Raw genomic sequence first — 18322 nt, 5'->3', positions numbered from 1 at the left:
ATTGTGACGGAATCGAATTGACGGTCGTCCACGTAGGCCGCGTACCGGTGCACCAAATCGCTGAGGGCCGCGCGGTCGCTCGCCGAGAGGGTCACGAGCTCAACGACAGCCGCTGGGCGCACGCCGACAGGGCGTCCTTGGCCTCCTCGATGTCGGCGGTCGGCGGCATCGAGAGCACGATCCGGTCGGCCCCCTGATCGGCGAGGCCGCCCGCGCGCTCGGCATCGATCTTGGTGACCGCGTGGCCCAGCGACACTTCCAGCGCCGCCGGGTCGCGGCCCGCCGCTGCCGCCTCGTCGCGCATCAGCGCGATCAGCGACGCGAGCTCCGGGCCGGCCACCCCGAGCGGCTGCAGGCCGTCGCCCAACCGCCCGGCCCGGCGGGCCGCCGCTTTGCTGTGCCCGCCGATGTAGATCGGAAGCCGTTCGCCGGCAACGGGTTTCGGATAGCACGTGACGTCGTCGAAGTCGAAGAACTCGCCGTGGTGCGACACCCCCTGCGGGGTGTCCGCCCACAGCGCCCGCAACACCGCCAGCTGCTCGTCGGCCCGCCTGCCCCGGCTGTCGAATTCCGCGCCGCACGCCTCGACCTCTTCCCTGAGCCAGCCCACGCCCACGCAGAGCCGCAGCCGTCCGCCCGAGAGCGCGTCGACGGTCGCCGCCCGCTTGGCCAGCACCACCGGATGGTGGTTGGGCAGCACCAGCACCCCGGTGGCCAGCCGCAGCCGGCTGGTGTGCCCGGCCAGGAACGCCAGCAGGTCGAGCGGGTCGGGAATGGGGCAGTCGGCGGTCAGCCCGACCCGCCCCGAGCTGTCGTACGGGTAGACGCTGTCGTAGCGGGTGGCCAGCACGGTGTGCTCCACCACCACGATCGATTCGAACCCGCACCGCTCCAGGTGCCCCGCGAAGCTCGCCATCCACTCCGGGTCCGCGGTGACACCCTCGGCGACCGGCGCCAGCACCCCGAATTTCAGCGAAGCCGTCATGGCACCAGAAGTTAACAGGTGGTGCGTTATCCCGGCGGCGCGATCGCCTCGCGGACGGCCTCGGCCAGCGCGGCCGCCCGCCGATCGGTGAACACGTCCTCGAGCAGCACCGGCCGGCCGTCGGGGCCGGTCAGCGGGACCCGCCAATTGGGGTATTCGTCGGTGGTGCCCGGCTGATTCTGGGTCCGCCGGTCGCCGACCGCGTCGGTCAGCGCCACCCCCAACAGCCGCGACGGGGTCCGGCCCAGGTACCGGTACAGGGCGAGAACCACCGGCTCCGGGTCGTCTTCGACGTCCACGCCGTCACCCAGCAGTCCGACCCGGCGCAGCTCGACCATCCAGGCCTCCAGCTCGGCCCGGTCGGATTCGAGCTCGACCTCCGCGGGCCGGGTCAGCAACCCCAGGGACTCCCGCAGCCGCACATGGTCGCCGGCCAGGTAACCCGCGATCGGCGGCAGATCGTGCGTGGTGACCGACGACAGGCAGTACTCGCGCCAGCGCTCGGCCGGCAGCGGCCCCCCGGTTCCGTCGCGATCCAGCTCGAACCAGAGGATGGACGTGCCCAGCACGCCGCGTAATAAGAGGTAGTCGCGCACCCACGGTTCGACGGTGCCGAGGTCTTCGCCGACGACGAGCGCGCCGGCCCGGTGGGCTTCCAGGGCGACGATGCCGATCATCGCTTCGTGGTCGTAGCGCACGTAGGTGCCGTGGGTGGGCGGTCCGCCTCGCGGGATCCACCACAGCCGGAACAGCCCGATGATGTGGTCGATGCGGACTCCGCCCGCGTGCCGCAGCACCGCCCGGATCAGCGCCCGAAAGGGGCGGTATTCCTGCTCGTCCAGCCGGTCCGGGCGCCATGGCGGCTGCGACCAGTCCTGGCCGAGCTGGTTGAACTCGTCGGGCGGTGCGCCGGCCGTCACGCCCAGCGCCATCACGTCCTGCAGGGCCCAGGCGTCGGCGCCATTGGGGTGCACCCCGACGGCCAGGTCGTGCATGACGCCCAGCGCCATCCCGGCACGTACCGCCTGGGACTGCGCCGAGGCGAGTTGTTCGTCGAGTTGCCACTGCAGCCAGCGGTGGAAATCGACGGCGTCCGAATTCCGGTCGACGAACCCCGCGACGCCGGCGGCGCCGGGGTGCCGCAGCGACTCCGGCCAGCGATGCCAGTCGTCGCCGTACTCTTCGGCCAGCGCGCAATAGACGGCGAAGTCGTCGAGCGGGGTGCCCTCCCGGTCGCGGAACGCCGCGTAGGCCAGCTCGCGGCCCGCCGAGCGGGGCGCCCGATGCAGCAGCCGCAGCGCGGTGCGCTTGGCCGCCCAGGCGCCATCGCGGTCGATGGCGTCGAGGCGGCCCGCCCGCTCTTGGACCTCCGAGCGCAGCCGGCGCACCCGGCCCCGCTTGGTCAGGTCGGCGTATTCGGGGATGGCCTCGACGCGAAGGTAGAGCGGGTTGAAGAAGCGGCGCGACGTCGGCAGGTACGGCGACGGCTCCATCGGGGCCCCCGGCCCGGGCGGCGCCGCCGCGTGCAGGGGATTGACCAGCACGTAGTCGGCCCCATGGCGCGCCGCCGACCACACCGCGAGGTCGCTCAGGTCGGTGAGGTCGCCGACGCCCCACGACTGCCGCGACCGCACGCTGTAGAGCTGCGCGGCCAGACCCCAGGCGCGGCGGGCGCCCAGCTGCTCCGGCAGCCCGAGCCAGTCCGGCGTGACAATCAGCGCGGTGCTGGTCTCGCAGTCCCCGGAGCGCAGGTGGACGCGGTGGTAGCCCAGCGGCAGGTGCGCCGGCAGGACGAAGCTGGCCTCGCCGATCCAGCGCCCGTCCAGCTCGAACGGCTGCGTGAAGTTGTCGACCTGCACCACCCCGCCGCGCACCGTGCCGTCCTCGAGCTGCAGCCACACCTCGGCGGGATCGCCGTGCGTCACGTGCACCCAGAACCGGATCTGCTCACCCGTGCGCCCGACGATGGTGGCCGGCATCCGGCGCTCCCAATGGGACCGCCGCTGCGCGGTCAGGGCGGCGTTGCGCTCCTGTTCGGTGCCGGCGGCGACCCCGAGCGCGGCGAGCACGGCCACCAGCGTGTCCTCCGGAACGAGCACGCGCCGGCCGGTCCAGTCGTCGTAGTCGGTGGCGATGCCGAAGCGGCGGGCGAGTTCGACCAGCGAGGGCGCGAGCTCCGTCATGTCGCCCATCTTGCTTGAGAAGCGGTTGCGTCGCCTCATCGCCGAGCCGCGTCGCGAAGCTGGCCGTTCGACAGGACTAACCGGGCGTCCCCGGTTAACATGCCCAGTGAAGACGTGAGAAATCCAGCCGGGGGATGAGTGGGGAAAACCAAAAGTGTCAGCGCCGCTGCTGGCACGGTTAGCGACACTCACGACCCGAAAGCGGCCGGATTCGCCTACGCGGCCAGATTGAATCCAAGTGAACGTGCGCGGCAACGCGTGGCGAGGTCCGTGCGGGTCCCTTACGGTTGTCGATGTAATTCGCGCGATGGACAATGTCCAGGCGTTCTAGCAGACCGGATGGTGAATTAACGTGGCGGAAGAGAGTCGCGGGCAGCGGGGGTCGGGGTACGGCCTCGGGTTGTCGACCCGCACCCAGGTGACCGGCTACCAGTTCCTGGCTCGCCGAACCGCGATGGCGCTGACCCGCTGGCGGGTCCGCATGGAGATCGAGCCGGGCCGGCGCCAGACGCTGGCCCTGGTGGCGTCGGTGTCCGCCGGGCTGGTGATCTGCCTGGGGGCCCTGCTGTGGTCGTTCATCAGCCCGTCCGGCCAGATCAACGAGTCACCGATCATCGCCGACCGCGATTCCGGCGCGCTCTACGTCCGGGTGGGTGACAAGTTGTACCCGGCGCTGAACCTGGCGTCGGCGCGACTGATCACCGGGCGCCCGGACAACCCGCACCTGGTCCGGGGGAGCCAGATCGCCAACCTGCCGCGCGGGCCGCTGGTCGGCATTCCCGGTGCGCCGTCGAACTTCGCCCCCAAGACGCCGTCCGCGTCGTCGTGGCTGGTGTGCGACACGGTGGCCGGCTCGACCGGGGTCGGGGCGCCGTCCGGGGTGACCGTGACGGTGATCGACGGGACCCCGGACCTCAGCGGCCACCGGCAGGTCCTCAACGGGTCGGACGCCGTGGTGCTCCGCTACGGCGACGACGCGTGGGTGGTCCGGCAGGGGCGCCGGTCGAAGATCGACGCGATGAACCGCTCGGTGTTGTTGCCGCTCGGTCTGACGCCCGAGCAGGTCAGCATGGCGAAGCCGATGAGCCGCGCGCTGTACGACGCGCTGCCGGTGGGGCCCGAGCTGACGGTGCCCGAGATTCCCGGCGCGGGTAGCCCGGCCACGTTCGCGGGGGCGCCCGGCCCGGTGGGGACGGTGATCGTCACCCCGCAAATCAGTGGGCCGCAACAGTATTCGCTGGTTTTGGCCGATGGCGTGCAGACGCTGCCGCCGTTGGTGGCGCAGATCCTGCAGAACGCCGGCGGCCCCGGCAACAACAAGCCGGTGACGGTGGAGCCGTCTTCCCTGGCGAAGATGCCGGTGGTCAACAAGCTGGACCTGTCGTCGTATCCCGACAACCCGCTGAACGTGATGGACATCCGGGAGAACCCGGCGACCTGCTGGTGGTGGCAGAAGACGTCCGGAGAGAACCGGGCCCGCATCCAGGTCGTGTCCGGCTCCACCATCCCCGTCGCGACCAAGGAAATGAGCAAGGTCGTATCCCTGGTGAAGGCCGACACCACCGGCCGCGAGGCCGACCAGGTGTACTTCGGCCCCGATCACGCCAACTTCGTCGCCGTCACGGGCAACGACCCGGGCGCCAAGACCACCGAATCGCTGTGGTGGCTGACCGACGCGGGCGCACGGTTCGGCGTGGACGACACCCGCGAGGCCCGCGAGGCGCTGGGCCTGAAGACCGCGCCGAGCCTGGCGCCGTGGGTGGCGCTGCGGCTGCTGCCGCAAGGCCCGACCCTCTCCCGGGCGGACGCCTTGGTTGAGCACGACACATTGCCCATGGACATGTCCCCTGCAGAGTTGGTGGTACCCCGATGAAACGTGGATTTGCGCGCCCGACACCGGAGAAGCCCCCGGTCATCAAGCCGGAGAACATCGTCCTTCCGACCCCGCTGAGCATCCCCCCGCCGGAGGGCAAGCCCTGGTGGATCGTGGTGGTCGGCGTCGTGGTGATCGGCCTGCTGGGCGGCATGGTCGCCATGACCTTCGCCAGCGGTTCGCACGTGTTCGGCGGCGTCGGCGCGATCTTCCCGATCTTCATGATCGGCGGCATGGCGATGATGATGTTCGGCGGCCGGTTCGGCGGCCAGCAGCAGATGAGCCGGCCGAAGCTGGACGCGATGCGCGCCCAGTTCATGTTGATGCTCGACATGCTGCGCGAGACCGCGCACGAGTCGGCCGACAGCATGGACGCCAACTACCGCTGGTTCCACCCGGCGCCCGACACGCTGCCCGCCGCGGTGGGCTCGTCGCGCATGTGGGAGCGAAAGCCGGACGGCAAGGACCTCAACTTCGGTGTCGTCCGCGTCGGCGTGGGCATGACGCGTCCCGAGGTGACCTGGGGTGAGCCCCAGAACATGCCGACCGACATCGAGCTGGAGCCGGTGACCGGTAAGGCGCTGCAGGAATTCGGCCGCTACCAGAGCGTCGTCTACAACCTGCCGAAAATGATTTCCCTGCTGGTCGAACCCTGGTACTCGCTGATCGGGGAGCGCGAGCAGGTGCTGGGCCTGATGCGGGCGATCGTCTGCCAGCTGGCGTTCTCACACGGCCCCGACCACGTCCAGATGGTCGTGGTCAGTTCCGACCTGGAGCAGTGGGACTGGGTGAAGTGGCTGCCGCACTTCGGTGACTCGCGGCGACAGGACGCGGCGGGCAACGCGCGGATGGTCTACAGCTCGGTGCGCGAGTTCGCCGCGGAGCAGGCCGAATTGTTCGCCGGCCGTGGCTCTTTCACGCCGCGGCACGCCAGCTCGTCGGCGCAGACACCGACGCCGCACACGGTGATCATCGCCGATGTCACCGACCCGCAATGGGAGTTCGTGATCAGCGCCGAGGGCATCGACGGCGTGACGTTCTTCGACCTGACCGGCTCGTCGATGTGGGCGGCCGTCCCCGAGCGGACGCTGCGGTTCGACGAGCGGGGTGTCATCGAAGCCCTGCCGCGCGACCGCGACACCTGGATGGTCATCGACGAGAAGCCGTGGTTCTTCGCGCTCACCGACCACCTCAGCATCGGGGAGTCGGAGGAGTTCGCGCAGAAGCTGGCGCGCTGGCGGCTGGCCGAGGCGTACGAAGAGATCGGTCAGCGGGTGGCCCACATCGGCGCCCGGGACGTCCTCGCGTACTACGGGATCGACGACCCTTCCGACATCGACTTCGACGCGCTGTGGGGCAGCCGCACCGACGCGATGGGCCGGTCCCGGCTGCGCGCACCGTTCGGCAATCGTTCGGACAACGGCGAATTGCTGTTCCTGGACATGAAGTCGCTGGACGAAGGCGGCGACGGCCCGCACGGGGTCATGTCCGGCACGACCGGGTCGGGTAAGTCGACGCTGGTGCGAACCGTGATCGAGTCGCTGATGCTCGGCCACCCGCCCGAGGAGCTGCAGTTCGTGCTGGCCGACCTCAAGGGTGGCTCGGCGGTCAAGCCGTTCGCCGGGGTGCCGCACGTGTCGCGCATCATCACCGACCTGGAAGAGGACCAGGCGCTGATGGAGCGGTTCCTGGACGCGCTGTGGGGCGAGATCGCGCGCCGCAAGGCGATCTGCGACAGCGCCGGCGTCGACGACGCCAAGGAATACAACAGCGTGCGCTCCCGGATGCGGGCCCGCGGCCAGGACATGCCGCCGCTGCCGATGCTGGTGGTGGTCATCGACGAGTTCTACGAGTGGTTCCGCATCATGCCGACCGCGGTCGACGTGCTGGACTCGATCGGTCGTCAGGGCCGCGCCTACTGGATCCACCTGATGATGGCGTCGCAGACGATCGAGAGCCGCGCCGAGAAGCTCATGGAGAACATGGGTTACCGGTTGGTGCTGAAGGCGCGCACCGCCGGGGCGGCGCAGGCGGCCGGTGTGCCGAACGCGGTGAACCTGCCTGCCCAGGCCGGTCTGGGTTACTTCCGTAGGAGCCTCGAGGACATCGTCCGGTTCCAGGCCGAGTTCCTGTGGCGGGATTACATCGCCCCCGGGATCACGGTCGACGGCGAGGTGGCGCCGGCGTTGGTGCACAGCATCGATTACGTTCGCCCGCAACTGTTCACCAACTCGTTCACCCCGCTCGAGGTCAGCGTCGGGGGACCGGACCTCGAGCCGGTTCACGCGAACGGCTCGAACGGTGAGCTGCCCGAGGTGGTGGACGCCGAGGGCGAGGACGACGACGAAGGGGTCAGGACGCCCAAGGTCGGCACGGTGATCATCAATCAGCTGCGCAGGATCGATTTCGAGCCCTACCGGCTGTGGCAGCCGCCCCTGAACGAACCCGTCGCGATCGACGACCTGGTCAACCGGTTCATCGGCCGCCAGTGGCAGCAGGACTACGGCACCGAGCAGAACCTGGTGTTCCCGATCGGGATCATCGACCGGCCGTTCAAGCACGATCAGCCGCCGTGGACGGTCGACACCTCCGGACCCGGCGCCAACGTGCTGATCCTGGGGGCCGGCGGTTCGGGTAAGACCACGGCGCTGCAGACGTTGATCTGCTCGGCGGCGCTGACCCACACGCCCGAGCAGGTCCAGTTCTACTGCCTGGCCTACAGCGGCACCGCGCTGACCACGGTGGCCCGTTTGCCCCACGTCGGCGAGGTGGCCGGCCCGACCGATCCGTACGGCGTGCGCCGCACGGTGGCCGAGCTGCTGGCGCTGGTTCGTGAGCGCAAGCGCAGCTTCCTCGAATACGGGATCGCCTCGATGGAGGTGTTCCGGCGCCGCAAGTTCGGCGGCGAGGCCGGGCCGGTGCCCAACGACGGGTTCGGCGACGTGTACCTGGTGATCGACAACTACCGGGCGCTGGCCGAGGAAAACGAGGTGCTGATCGAGCAGGTGAACCTGATCATCAACCAGGGACCCTCGTTCGGCGTGCACGTGATCGTCACCGCCGATCGCGAATCGGAGCTGCGGCCGCCGGTGCGTAGCGGTTTCGGCTCCCGCGTCGAGTTGCGCCTGGCCGCGGTCGAGGACGCCAAGCTGGTGCGTTCCCGGTTCGCCAAGGAAGTTCCGGTCAAGCCGGGACGCGGCATGGTCGCGGTCAACTACGTTCGCCTCGACGCCGACCCGCAGGCCGGTCTGCACACGCTGATCGCCCGGCCCGCGCTGGCCAGCACCCCCGACCACGTGTTCGCATCGGACAGCATCGTCGAGGCGGTCGGCCGCCTCGCGAGCGGCCAGGCCCCGCCGATCCGCCGCCTGCCCGCGCGCTTCGGCGTCGAGCAGGTCCGCGAGCTGGCCGCCCGCGACACCCGCCAAGGGGTCGGTGCGGGCGGAATCGTCTGGGCCATCTCGGAATTGGACCTGGCGCCGGTCTATTTGAATTTCGCCGAGAACGCGCACCTGATGGTGACGGGCCGACGCGAATGTGGTCGGACCACGACGCTGGCGACCATCATGTCGGAGATCGGGCGGCTCTACGCGCCCGGCGCCAGCAGCGCGCCGCCGCCACCGGCCGGGCGGCCCTCCGCCCAGGTGTGGCTGGTCGACCCGCGCCGCCAGCTCCTGACGGTGCTGGGCTCGGAGTACGTGGAGAAGTTCGCGTACAACCTGGACGGCGTGCAGGCGATGATGAACGACATGTCCGCCCTGCTGGCCAGCCGCGAACCGCCACCCGGCCTGTCGGCGGAGGAGCTGTTGTCGCACTCCTGGTGGAGCGGCCCGGAGATCTTCCTCATCGTGGACGACATCCAGCAGATGCCGGCCGGGTTCGATTCGCCGCTGCACAAGGCCGCCGCCTGGGTGACCAGGGCGGCCGACGTGGGCCTGCACGTGATCGTCACTCGCACGTTCGGTGGCTGGTCGTCGGCGGGCAGCGACCCGATGCTGCGGGCACTGCACCAGGCGAACGCGCCGCTACTGGTGATGGACGCCGACCCCGACGAGGGCTTCATCCGCGGCAAGATGAAGGGCGGCCCGCTGCCCCGCGGCCGAGGCCTGCTGATGGCCGAGGACACCGGCGTGTTCGTCCAGGTGGCCGCCACCGAGTTCCGCAAGTAGTACCGCTACCGCTGAGCTGGGGCCCGAATTTCAGCCCCAGCTCAGCGGTAATGTCTTGAGCGCGAACGTCTTTGACGGGAACTTGATTTCGGGCTGGTAGTCCTCGGGCACGTCGAAGTCGGGAATCTGTTTGAGCCATTCCGCGACGACGATGGTCAGCTCGATGCGCGCCAGGTGAGAGCCCAGGCAGCGGTGCGGTCCGCCGCCGAATCCCCAGTGCCGGTGCACCTTGCCGTCCAGGAACAACTCATCGGTGGACATCGCGTCGGTGCCATCGCGGTTCACCGCGGCCATGCACAGCCGCACCGGCGTGCCCGCGGGCAGCATCATGCCCCCCACGTTGACGATCTCCGTCGTGACCCGGGGCGCCACCGGCGCCGACGGCTCCAGCCGCACGATCTCCTCGATGAAAACCCGGATCTGCCGGGGATTGTCGCGCAGCGCGACGCGCAGCTGCGGCCTGCGCGCCAGTTCGTACAGCGAAAACCCGATGGACGCGGTCACCGTGTCCAGGCCTGCGAGGATCAGCAGGTGGCTCATGCCCAACAGCTCGAGATCGCTGAAGTTGCCCTCGCCGGTCATCACCCGGGACAACATGTCGGAACCCGGGTTCTCCCTGCGCTTTTGGATCGCGTCGGTGAGATAGGCCAGCAGTAGGCGCGCCTTTTCGTGGTCCTCCTGCGTCATGTACGGCCTCTCCCCGATGACGGAGTCCTTCCAATCGATGATGCGGTCACGGTCCTCGACCGGCAGACCGTAGAGATCGAGGAAGACCTGATAGGGATACAGCCGCGCGAAATCCGCCATCGCGTCGCACTTGCCCTGGCCGGCAAGCGCGGCGATCATCTCGGCGGCGTGGCGCTGCAACACCGGCCGCGACGCGGCCAGCCCCTGCGGGCTGAAGTACGGCTGCAGGATCTTGCGGTAGCGGGTGTGCTCGGGCGGGTCGAACGCCAGCGGCACCACCGGCAACGGGCTGCCCGGGGGCTGCAACGCCAGCCGCGACGAGAAGACCTTGGGATTGCGCAGCGCGGCGAGCACGTCTTCGCGGCGCGTCAGGTAGTAGTGGCCGTTCATGAACACCACCGGCCCGGCGTCGCGCAGCGTCTTCCATCCGACGCCGCGGTCGGCGGACATCGGCAGCTTCGTGTATTCCAGCCGCGGGAGGTGGAAGGTGCCCGGCTGGCCTTCGCCGACAGTGCTCATGCGCCCTGATCTCCGCCTGTCCGTTGGATTTTGGTGTTCTGTCGCCGCGGTCCCCGCCCGTACCGGCACCCCAATATCGCACGTGGGGCAGGGCGGCACCAATCGTGTCGACCCCGATCGGCGACCGTCTCCTAGACTTTATCGAGCGGCTAATCTACGTATCGATCCGTCAGGTCCGTTCCGGGTTTTCGCCGAAGCCGCCGAAGAAACGAAGAAGGAAACCTTGTGAAGGTTCGTCTCGAAACGTCCAAATGCGTGGGCCATGCCCAGTGCTACGCCGTCGACCCAAACCTTTTTCCCATCGACGAATCGGGTTATTCGATCCTCGAGGAACACGAGGTCAGGCCCGAGGACGAGGAAGCGACCCGCGACGGCGTCGCCTCGTGCCCGGAGATGGCGCTGATCCTCGAAGAGGACTAACGGCGCAGCAAGCCCGACCGCCGGACAAACGGTAGGTGAACATTCAGTTGTCTCTGGTGAACCCCCGCTGGCCGGGAGTGAACATTGGTTGGCTGGGAATGAACAGTTGGCGTCGTCGGTCGGCGTGCCAGGTACGACCAGCTAATGTCTTTCGCGAGCGGCAGTTCGGGCACCAAAAAGAGCTGTCGCTCGGTTGCTGACAGCGGGGTAGTCGAGGCGGATTGTGCATGTCGTTCCTGACCGGAAGTCCAGGCAATCCTGGTGGCGGAGCAACTATCCGGGCCGTGGGAACAGGCGCCACAGTGCGCGGGCTATCGCGTCGAATGGGTTTGCTGGTCAACAAAGTTGTGACCGCGCCCACCATGGGTTGTACCTGACCGCGATGATCGCCGCCGCGATCATGGCCAACTGAGGAGGACACGGTGTTCGACTTCGGAGCGTTACCGCCCGAAATCAATTCCGGTCGGATGTATGCGGGCCCGGGGGCCGAGTCGATCATGGTCGCCGCTACGGCGTGGGACGAGCTGGCGGCGGAGCTGAGCACGGCGGCTTCTGGCTACAACTCGGTGATCACCGAGTTGATCAGCGCGCCCTGGGTCGGGCCGTCGTCGACGGCGATGGTCAACGCGGTGGTGCCCTACGTGAGCTGGCTCAGCACGGCGGCCGGTTTGGCCGAGGACAGCGCCAGCCAGGCCCGCGCGGCCGCGGGCGCCTTCGAGGCGGCGTTCGCGATGACGGTGCCGCCGCCGGTGATCGTCGCCAACCGGGTGCTGTTGGCGACCCTGGTCGCGACCAACTTCTTCGGGCAGAACACGCCGGCGATCATGGCCACCGAGGCCCAGTACATGGAGATGTGGGCCCAGGACGCCGCCGCGATGTACGGCTACGCCGCCTCGTCGGCGGCCGCCACCGTCCTCACCCCATACCAGGACCCGCCCAACACCAGCACCCCCAACGCGGCGGCCAACCAGGGCGCCGCCGTCGCCCAGGCCACCGCCCAGCCGGCCGCGCAGACCGTGCTGGACCAAATCGCGGCGATCCCTCAGGTGTTGCAGCAACTGTCCCTGCAGCAACTGTCGGGCTACACCTTCACGAACTGGCCGTTCTCGATGCTGCAGCAGCAAGTGCAGGACTTCCTCAAGTACGGCCTGCCGACCGCGACCAACGACTGGTTCGGGATCCGGGCGAACGGTCTGGCGTTCCCGTCTTCCGGGGTCAGCCCGTTGGGCAACGAGATACGGCAGTTCGCCCAGGCCTACTTCGGGGTTGGCCTCGCAAACTTCGGGTGGTCGATCGGGCAGCAGCTGACCTTCGGGCCCGGTGGTGCGACGGCCGGTGCGGGCGGCGCCTGGTTCCCGACGCCGCAATTCGCCGGCCTGCACCTGGGCGGGATCGGCGGCCTGGGGGGCGTGCACCCCGCCGGCGCCGTCTCGGCGAGCGCGGGCGAGGCCGGCCGGATCGGGGCGCTGTCGGTCCCGGCGAACTGGACCAACCCGGCGGCGCAGGCAACGCTGGTCAGCGCCGTGTCCGAAGAGACGCCGCCCGTCAACGCGGGTGGCAGCGCCGTACCGGGGAACGCCCTGCTGCGCGGCATCCCGACCGGCGCCGTCGGGCGGCGCAGCGCCGGCTACGGCTACACCACCAAATACGGGTTCCGCTACAGCGTGCTGACCCGCCCGCCGTCGGCCGGCTGATCGAGAGGCCCCGAATGAACAACAGTTGTCCACCAGTGAACAGTTGGCGCTAAGGAGGCGCGACCCGACGGGATCAAATTAGTCTCACTAGCAAGCCCTGTCTGAAGTGAACTTCAGCAGCGAAGAGCATTCCTTGAAGGTCATCGAGCCTGAAAGTTGAGGAGGAAAACAGATGTCGTTTGTGACTACCCAGCCCGAAGCGTTGGCGGCGGCGGCAGGCAGTTTGCAGGGTATCGGCTCGGCGTTGAGCGCTCAGAACGCCGCGGCGGCGGCCCCGACGACCGGGGTGGTGCCCGCCGCAGCCGATGAGGTCTCGGCGCTGACCGCGGCCCAGTTCGCCGCGCACGCCCAGATGTACCAGGCCGTCAGCGCTCAGGCCGCGGCCATCCACGAGCAGTTCGTCAGCACCCTGGGCATCAGCTCCGGGTCCTACGCGGCGACCGAGGCGGCCAATGCGGCCGCGGCCGGCTAGGGGGTTTAGGACATGACAATGGATCTTGGAGCACTTCCTCCGGAGGTCAGTTCCGCGATGATCTACTCGGGACCGGGTTCGTCGTCGCTGATGGCGGCGGCGTCCGCGTGGAACGGCATCGCGGCCGAGCTGACGTCGGCCGCCATGGGCTACGACCAGATCGTCACCCAGCTGGCCGGCGAGGAATGGCTGGGGCCGGCCTCGGGGTCGATGGCAGCGGCGGCGCAGCCCTACGTGCAGTGGATGACCACGACCGCCGGCCAGGCCGAGGAAGCGGCCGCCCAGGCCCAGTCGGCCGCCGCGGCCTACGAGACGGTGCTGGGCTCGGTGGTGCCGCCGCCCGCCATCGCCATCAACCGCACCACGCTGTCGCAGGCCCAGGCGACCAACATCCTGGGTCAGAACAACGGGATCATCGCGCAGTTGGAGGCGCAGTACGCCGAGTTCTGGGCGCAGAACGCCTCGGCGTTGTACAGCTACGCCAACCAGTCCGCGGCGGCGACCAAGGTGACGCCGTTCACCAACGCGCCCACCGTCGCCAACCCGGCCGCCGCGGCCGTCACCCAATCCGCGGCACCGGCGGCGTCGATCCAGCAGACCCTGCAGAGCTACCTCACCCAGATTCAGCAGGCGCTGGGCGCGCTCGGCTCGCCGGCCACGACCAACTCGTTTGTCTCGCAGTTCTCCAACTCCAACCCGCTGATCAGCGAGGTCTGGTTCCTGCTGACGGGTCAGACGATCCTGCCGTCGAACATCGGCACGGCGTTGGGCGGCTACTCGAACTACGCGAGCTTCTTCTACAACACCGAGGGTCTGCCGTACTTCAGCGTCGGTATGGGCAACTTCGGTGTGCAGATGGCCAAGACGCTGGGTGCCATCACCGGCCCGGCGGCGGCCGCGGCGGCCGTCCCCAAGGGCCTGCCCGGGCTGGGCGGCCTGCTCGGCGGCGGCGCCGGCGCGGCGGCGCATTTGGGCAGCGCGACGTCGATCGGCAAGCTGTCGGTGCCGGTCTCGTGGACGGGGGCCACTAGCCCGGCGGCAGCCGCGGCCCACGCCATTCCGGTCAGCAGCATCAGCGCTGCGCCGGAGGCGGCCGGTGGACCCGGCAACTTGCTCGGTGGGATGCCGCTGGCGGGTGTGGGCTCCGGCGCCGCCAACGGCGCGGGCCCGCGGTACGGGTTCCGTCCCACCGTCATGGCCCGGCCACCCCTGGGCGGGTAGCCGGCCTTCCAGCACAACCGGCATCGTGGGCGTGGGCAGAATTGCCTGCGCCCACGACGGCGTTTCGGGCTGAAGCCCGACCTCTCGCCATCCGAGCGCGCCCAGGTGGGCCCGGGCTCCGCCGGCGCCGCTCGCGGCGGCCGGCCGCCGGCTCGCGTGGCGCCCCCTTCGGGGGCTTTATCTGCGGCCGGATTTTTACCCGGCCCGACCGTTTTCGGGCCGCCGATCTTTGCCCAAACCCGCCGGTTTGAGGTACGCGCGGCAAGCGGGTTGGACGCGTTATCGATCCATTTCCGCAGCTAGCGGGGGGTGCCTCCGGCCGTCGGCCGGTCACCGAGCCCGGCCCGCGTCGCCGTGCGGCCAACGGGCGATCCTGCGCCGGTCCGCGGGACCGGCCACCTCGCACGGCGCCGGCGTGCGATGGCGGGCCTTAGCCTCCTTTCAAGCGAACAGCCTCGTGACAATCCCCGTTGTCCAGCCCGAACTTGCGGAGAAAACATGTCGTCTCGGTCCGGTGGTTCCTAGGTGTTGGACTTCGGGGCGCTCCCGCCAGAGATCAACTCGGCCCGGATGTACGCCGGCCCGGGTTCCGGCTCGATGATGGCCGCGGCGTCGGCCTGGGACGGGCTGGCCGCCGAGTTGAGTCTGACCGCGACCGGCTACTCGTCGATCGTCACCGAGTTGACCAGCGCGCCGTGGCTGGGCCCGGCGTCGCGATCCATGGTGGCCGCCGCGACACCCTACATCTCGTGGCTCGGTGCCGCGGCGACGCTCGCCGAGGACGCCGCGAACCAGGCCAGGGCCGCGGCCGCCGCCTTCGAAACCGCATTCACGCTGACGGTGCCGCCACCGCTGATCGCGGCGAACCGGGTGTTGCTCGCGACGCTGGTCGCGACCAATTTCTTCGGACAGAACTTTCCGGCCATCGCGGCGACCGAGGCCCAGTACGCCGAGATGTGGGCCCAGGACGCCACGGCGATGTACGGCTACGCGGCCGCCTCGGCGATCGCGACGCAGCTGACCCCGTTCGCCGAGCCGGCACAGGCCACCGACCAAGGCGGGCTGGCCGCCCAGGCGGTCGCGGTCGGTCAGGCCATCGCCACGCCGGCGGGCACCGGCGCCCCGGCAGCGGCCACGGCCACCCCCGCGCTCGCGCTAACCCCCGACGCCGTTTCCATCACGTCCATCTTCACGTCGATCAACCAAGCGCTGCAACAGCTTTCGGCCGGGGCCCTGGCTTCCCAACTGAATCCGTACAACTGGTGGATCGTGCAGCAGGTCGTCGCCCTCAACGTGTCGAACCGAACCGCGTTGTCCCGCACCACCGTCGGGCTCGCGTACTTCTCCACCGGGCTGATGAGCTTCTTCGGCTCGATCGCGCAGCAGACGGTGTTCGGCCCAGGCGGAACGACGGCCGGCGCGCAAGGCGCCTGGTACGCGACGCCGCAGTTCGCCGGCCTGCACCTGGGCGCCGTAGGCACCGCGGGCGGCCACGGCGGGATAGCGGCGAATTTGTCCTCGGCCACCAAGATCGGCGGGTTGTCGGTGCCGCAGAGTTGGGCCGGCCCTCCCGGCGCGGTCGAGGAATCGGCCACCCAGGCCATCGCCGTCGATTACGCCACCGACCCGCACGGCGAGGGCAACGGGCTGCTGCGCGGCATGCCCATGGGCGGCGGCAGCCGCCGCTCGGGCTCCGCCTTTCCGCCGCGCGAATACGGATTCAGGCGCAGCGTGCTCGCACGCCCACCATCCGCCGGATAACCAGCTGTACGAGGCGGCCAACGTGGCCGCGACTGATGAAGGAGTCAGGACATGGCAATCGATTTCGGTGCGTTACCGCCGGAGGTCAACTCGGCGCGCCTGTACACCGGTGTGGGCTCGACACCGCTCGTGACCGCGGCCTCGGCCTGGAACTCCCTGGCCGCCGAGCTGAACGCGGCCGCCCTGGGCTACGAGAACGTGGTGACCCAGCTCGCCGGCGAGGAGTGGCTGGGGCCGGCCTCCGGGTCCATGGCCGCGGCGGTGCAGCCATATGTGGAGTGGATGAGCGCCACCGCCGCGCAGGCCGAGCAGGCCGCGACCCAGGCCAGCGCGGCAGCGGCCGCGTATGAGGCCGCGTTCGCCTCGATAGTGCCGCCGCCGTTGATCGCGGCCAACCGTGCCGAGTTGGCGCAGGCGGTGTCGACCAACGTGCTGGGGCAGAACACCGGGATCATCGCGCAGCTCGAGGCCCAGTACGCCGAATTCTGGGCCCAGGACGCCGCGACGATGTACGGGTATGCCGGCAACTCGGCGACGGCGTCCAACGTCACGCCGTTCACCGCGGCGCCGACGATCGCCAATCCCGCCGCTTCGACCACCCAGGCGGCCGCGACGACCGCGGCCACGACCACGTCGATCGGCTCGATACAGAACCAGATCAACAGCGCGATCAGCCAGATCAGCGCGCAGCTGGCCAGCCTGGCGGCGCCCTTCTACACGCCACTGCAGCAGGAATGGTGGTATTTGGCGTCCGGCACCGGCCCGCTGTCCTCGGTCTGGCAGGTCTTGTTCGGGTCCCCGTCGTTCCCGGGCAGCAGCCTTTCGGCATTCATGTCGGCGTGGTCGCCGTACGCCGGCGTCCTCTACAACACCGAGGGTCTGCCGTACTTCAGCATCGGCATGGCCAACTCCATGACCCAGACGGCGAAAACCGTGGGGGCCATCGGCGGCGCGGCGCCGGCGGCCGCGGCCGCCGTCCCCAAGGGCCTGCCCGGCCTCGGCGGCCTGCTCGGCGGCGGCGCGCCGCCGGTGGCGGCGCATCTGGGCAGCGCCACCCCGATCGGCAGGCTGTCCGTGCCCGCCTCATGGTCGGGGCCGGTCACGGCGCCCAGCCATGCGACGGCCATCCCGGTGAGCAACGTCCGGGAGGCGCCCGACGCGGGGCCCGGAAACCTGCTGGGCGGCATGCCCCTGGCCGGTGCGGGCACGGGCGGAAGCGGGGCCGGGCCCCGGTACGGATTCCGGCCGACCGTGATGGCCCGGCCACCCGCGGCGGGATAGCTCGTGGACCCGTTGACGGGGGTGACGCGGGGGCGCGGCGGACCCTCCTCGCCGGCTCGGGTAAGGCATTTGCTCCAGCGCGATTTCGCCGCATCGGTGCTACGCTCCATACGTGCTGGCCAACCGGCCTTCAACGGCGACCCGGGAGGGCTCACCTTCACGGTTTGCTGTGACGGTCCTGTGAACGCCAGCGGTAGGGGCCAGGCGCTGTTACTGTGTCGTTACTAAAAGTGAATTCGCCGTGCCATCCAGTGAACAATTGCGAACAGGTGGTCTCGGAGCCAGCTTGAAGCGGATGTTGTCATCTACTCTCTTGCACAGAGCAGTGCGGGAGGCAATCTAGGAGGGAAAAGCATGTCGTTCGTGACCACTCAGCCAGAGGCTCTGGCTGCGGCGGCCGGGAGCCTGCAGGGGATCGGCTCGGCGCTGAGCGCCCAGAACGCGGCCGCGGCCGCCCCGACAACCGGGGTAGTACCCGCTGCCGCCGACGAGGTGTCGGCGCTGACCGCGGCCCAGTTCGCCGCCCACGCGCAGATGTACCAGGCAGTCAGCGCCCAGGCCGCCGCGATTCACGAGCAGTTCGTCAGCACGCTGGGGATCAGCTCGGGCTCGTACGCCGCGACCGAAGCCGCCAACGCAGCGGCCGCCGGCTGACCGGGTTCAGCGGTTCTGCGAATGTCGGGTCTGACGGCTGGGCCAAGGCCCCGGGACCCGAGTGTTCGTCGATTCAATCGCCGTGGTTGGGGTTCAACGTCCGCACGTCGGACGTTCCCCGGCCGACGGTATGGGGGGAAGTCTTCTACGTATGTGGTCCCGCGGTGCGCTAACGCGTAACCGTTGGGCCAGCGTCACTCACAACTGAAAACAAGTCACTCAGAATTAAGGAGAAAGCCAACATGGCAACACGTTTTATGACCGACCCGCACGAGATGCGGGCGATGGCGGGCCGGTTTGAGGTCCACGCGCAGACCGTTGAGGACGAGGCCCGCAAGATGTGGGCGTCGTCGATGAACATCGCCGGTGCGGGCTGGAGTGGCCAGGCGCAGGCGACGTCCTA

Annotated in this window: 13 protein-coding genes; 10 read left to right on the top strand and 3 right to left on the bottom strand. The window is 69.5% G+C overall.

Translation table 11 applies throughout. The annotated features are described in order from the left end of the window. Window positions 1-91: 91 nt before the first annotated feature. Together A5655_RS10610 and malQ are read right to left on the bottom strand one after the other, a co-directional pair. On the bottom strand, window positions 92-973 hold the full coding sequence (locus tag A5655_RS10610; protein ID WP_067009356.1) for an LLM class F420-dependent oxidoreductase: 882 nt from the start codon (window positions 971-973) through the stop codon (window positions 92-94). A 38-nt stretch (window positions 974-1011) separates the two neighbouring features. Continuing rightward, window positions 1012-3168, bottom strand: coding sequence for a 4-alpha-glucanotransferase (malQ, locus tag A5655_RS10605; RefSeq protein ID WP_067009353.1), 2157 nt, complete (start codon window positions 3166-3168; stop codon window positions 1012-1014). Between the two features lie 352 nt (window positions 3169-3520). Here malQ and eccB point away from each other — a divergent pair, with 352 nt between their 5' ends. Together eccB and eccCa are read left to right on the top strand one after the other, a co-directional pair. Beyond that, complete coding sequence (gene eccB, locus A5655_RS10600; protein WP_067009350.1) at window positions 3521-5041, top strand: type VII secretion protein EccB; 1521 nt, start codon at window positions 3521-3523, stop codon at window positions 5039-5041. Beyond that, entirely contained in the window at window positions 5038-9210 is a 4173-nt protein-coding gene (gene eccCa / locus A5655_RS10595; protein WP_067009347.1) for a type VII secretion protein EccCa, read from the top strand. The genes eccB and eccCa overlap by 4 nt, the downstream gene beginning before the upstream one ends. A 30-nt stretch (window positions 9211-9240) precedes the next feature. On the opposite strand, the gene A5655_RS10590 is transcribed toward eccCa, so the two are convergent. Next, complete coding sequence (locus tag A5655_RS10590; RefSeq protein WP_067009344.1) at window positions 9241-10416, bottom strand: cytochrome P450; 1176 nt, start codon at window positions 10414-10416, stop codon at window positions 9241-9243. Between the two features lie 225 nt (window positions 10417-10641). On the opposite strand from A5655_RS10590, the gene A5655_RS10585 reads away from it, so the two are divergent. From A5655_RS10585 to A5655_RS10550, 8 genes are all read left to right on the top strand, one after another. Further along, a complete protein-coding gene (locus A5655_RS10585; RefSeq protein ID WP_067009340.1) occupies window positions 10642-10836 on the top strand; it encodes a ferredoxin in 195 nt (64 codons plus the stop codon). A gap of 422 nt (window positions 10837-11258) precedes the next feature. Continuing rightward, on the top strand, window positions 11259-12530 hold the full coding sequence (locus A5655_RS10580; RefSeq protein ID WP_067009337.1) for a PPE family protein: 1272 nt from the start codon (window positions 11259-11261) through the stop codon (window positions 12528-12530). A 172-nt stretch (window positions 12531-12702) separates the two neighbouring features. Further along, window positions 12703-13002: a PE family protein gene (locus A5655_RS10575; protein ID WP_066912455.1), complete on the top strand. Its 300-nt coding sequence runs from the start codon at window positions 12703-12705 to the stop codon at window positions 13000-13002. A 12-nt stretch (window positions 13003-13014) separates the two neighbouring features. Further along, the gene (locus tag A5655_RS10570) at window positions 13015-14223 is read left to right on the top strand and encodes a PPE family protein (RefSeq protein WP_067009334.1); all 1209 of its coding nucleotides are present in this window, start codon (window positions 13015-13017) and stop codon (window positions 14221-14223) included. 525 nt (window positions 14224-14748) lie between these two features. Next, window positions 14749-15984, top strand: coding sequence for a PPE family protein (locus tag A5655_RS10565; RefSeq protein ID WP_067009332.1), 1236 nt, complete (start codon window positions 14749-14751; stop codon window positions 15982-15984). 57 nt (window positions 15985-16041) lie between these two features. Then, on the top strand, window positions 16042-17265 hold the full coding sequence (locus A5655_RS10560) for a PPE family protein (protein WP_156764810.1): 1224 nt from the start codon (window positions 16042-16044) through the stop codon (window positions 17263-17265). 354 nt (window positions 17266-17619) lie between these two features. Further along, a complete protein-coding gene (locus tag A5655_RS10555) occupies window positions 17620-17919 on the top strand; it encodes a PE family protein (RefSeq protein ID WP_066912455.1) in 300 nt (99 codons plus the stop codon). A 242-nt stretch (window positions 17920-18161) separates the two neighbouring features. Next, a partial coding sequence (locus A5655_RS10550; RefSeq protein ID WP_033709885.1) for a WXG100 family type VII secretion target occupies window positions 18162-18322 on the top strand: 161 nt, incomplete at its 3' end.

The sequence above is a fragment of the Mycobacterium sp. 1081908.1 genome (assembly GCF_001673535.1).
Taxonomy (GTDB): Bacteria; Actinomycetota; Actinomycetes; order Mycobacteriales; family Mycobacteriaceae; genus Mycobacterium.
Note: the sequence above shows the minus strand (reverse complement) of the source record. Positions and strands in the feature narration are given on the sequence as shown.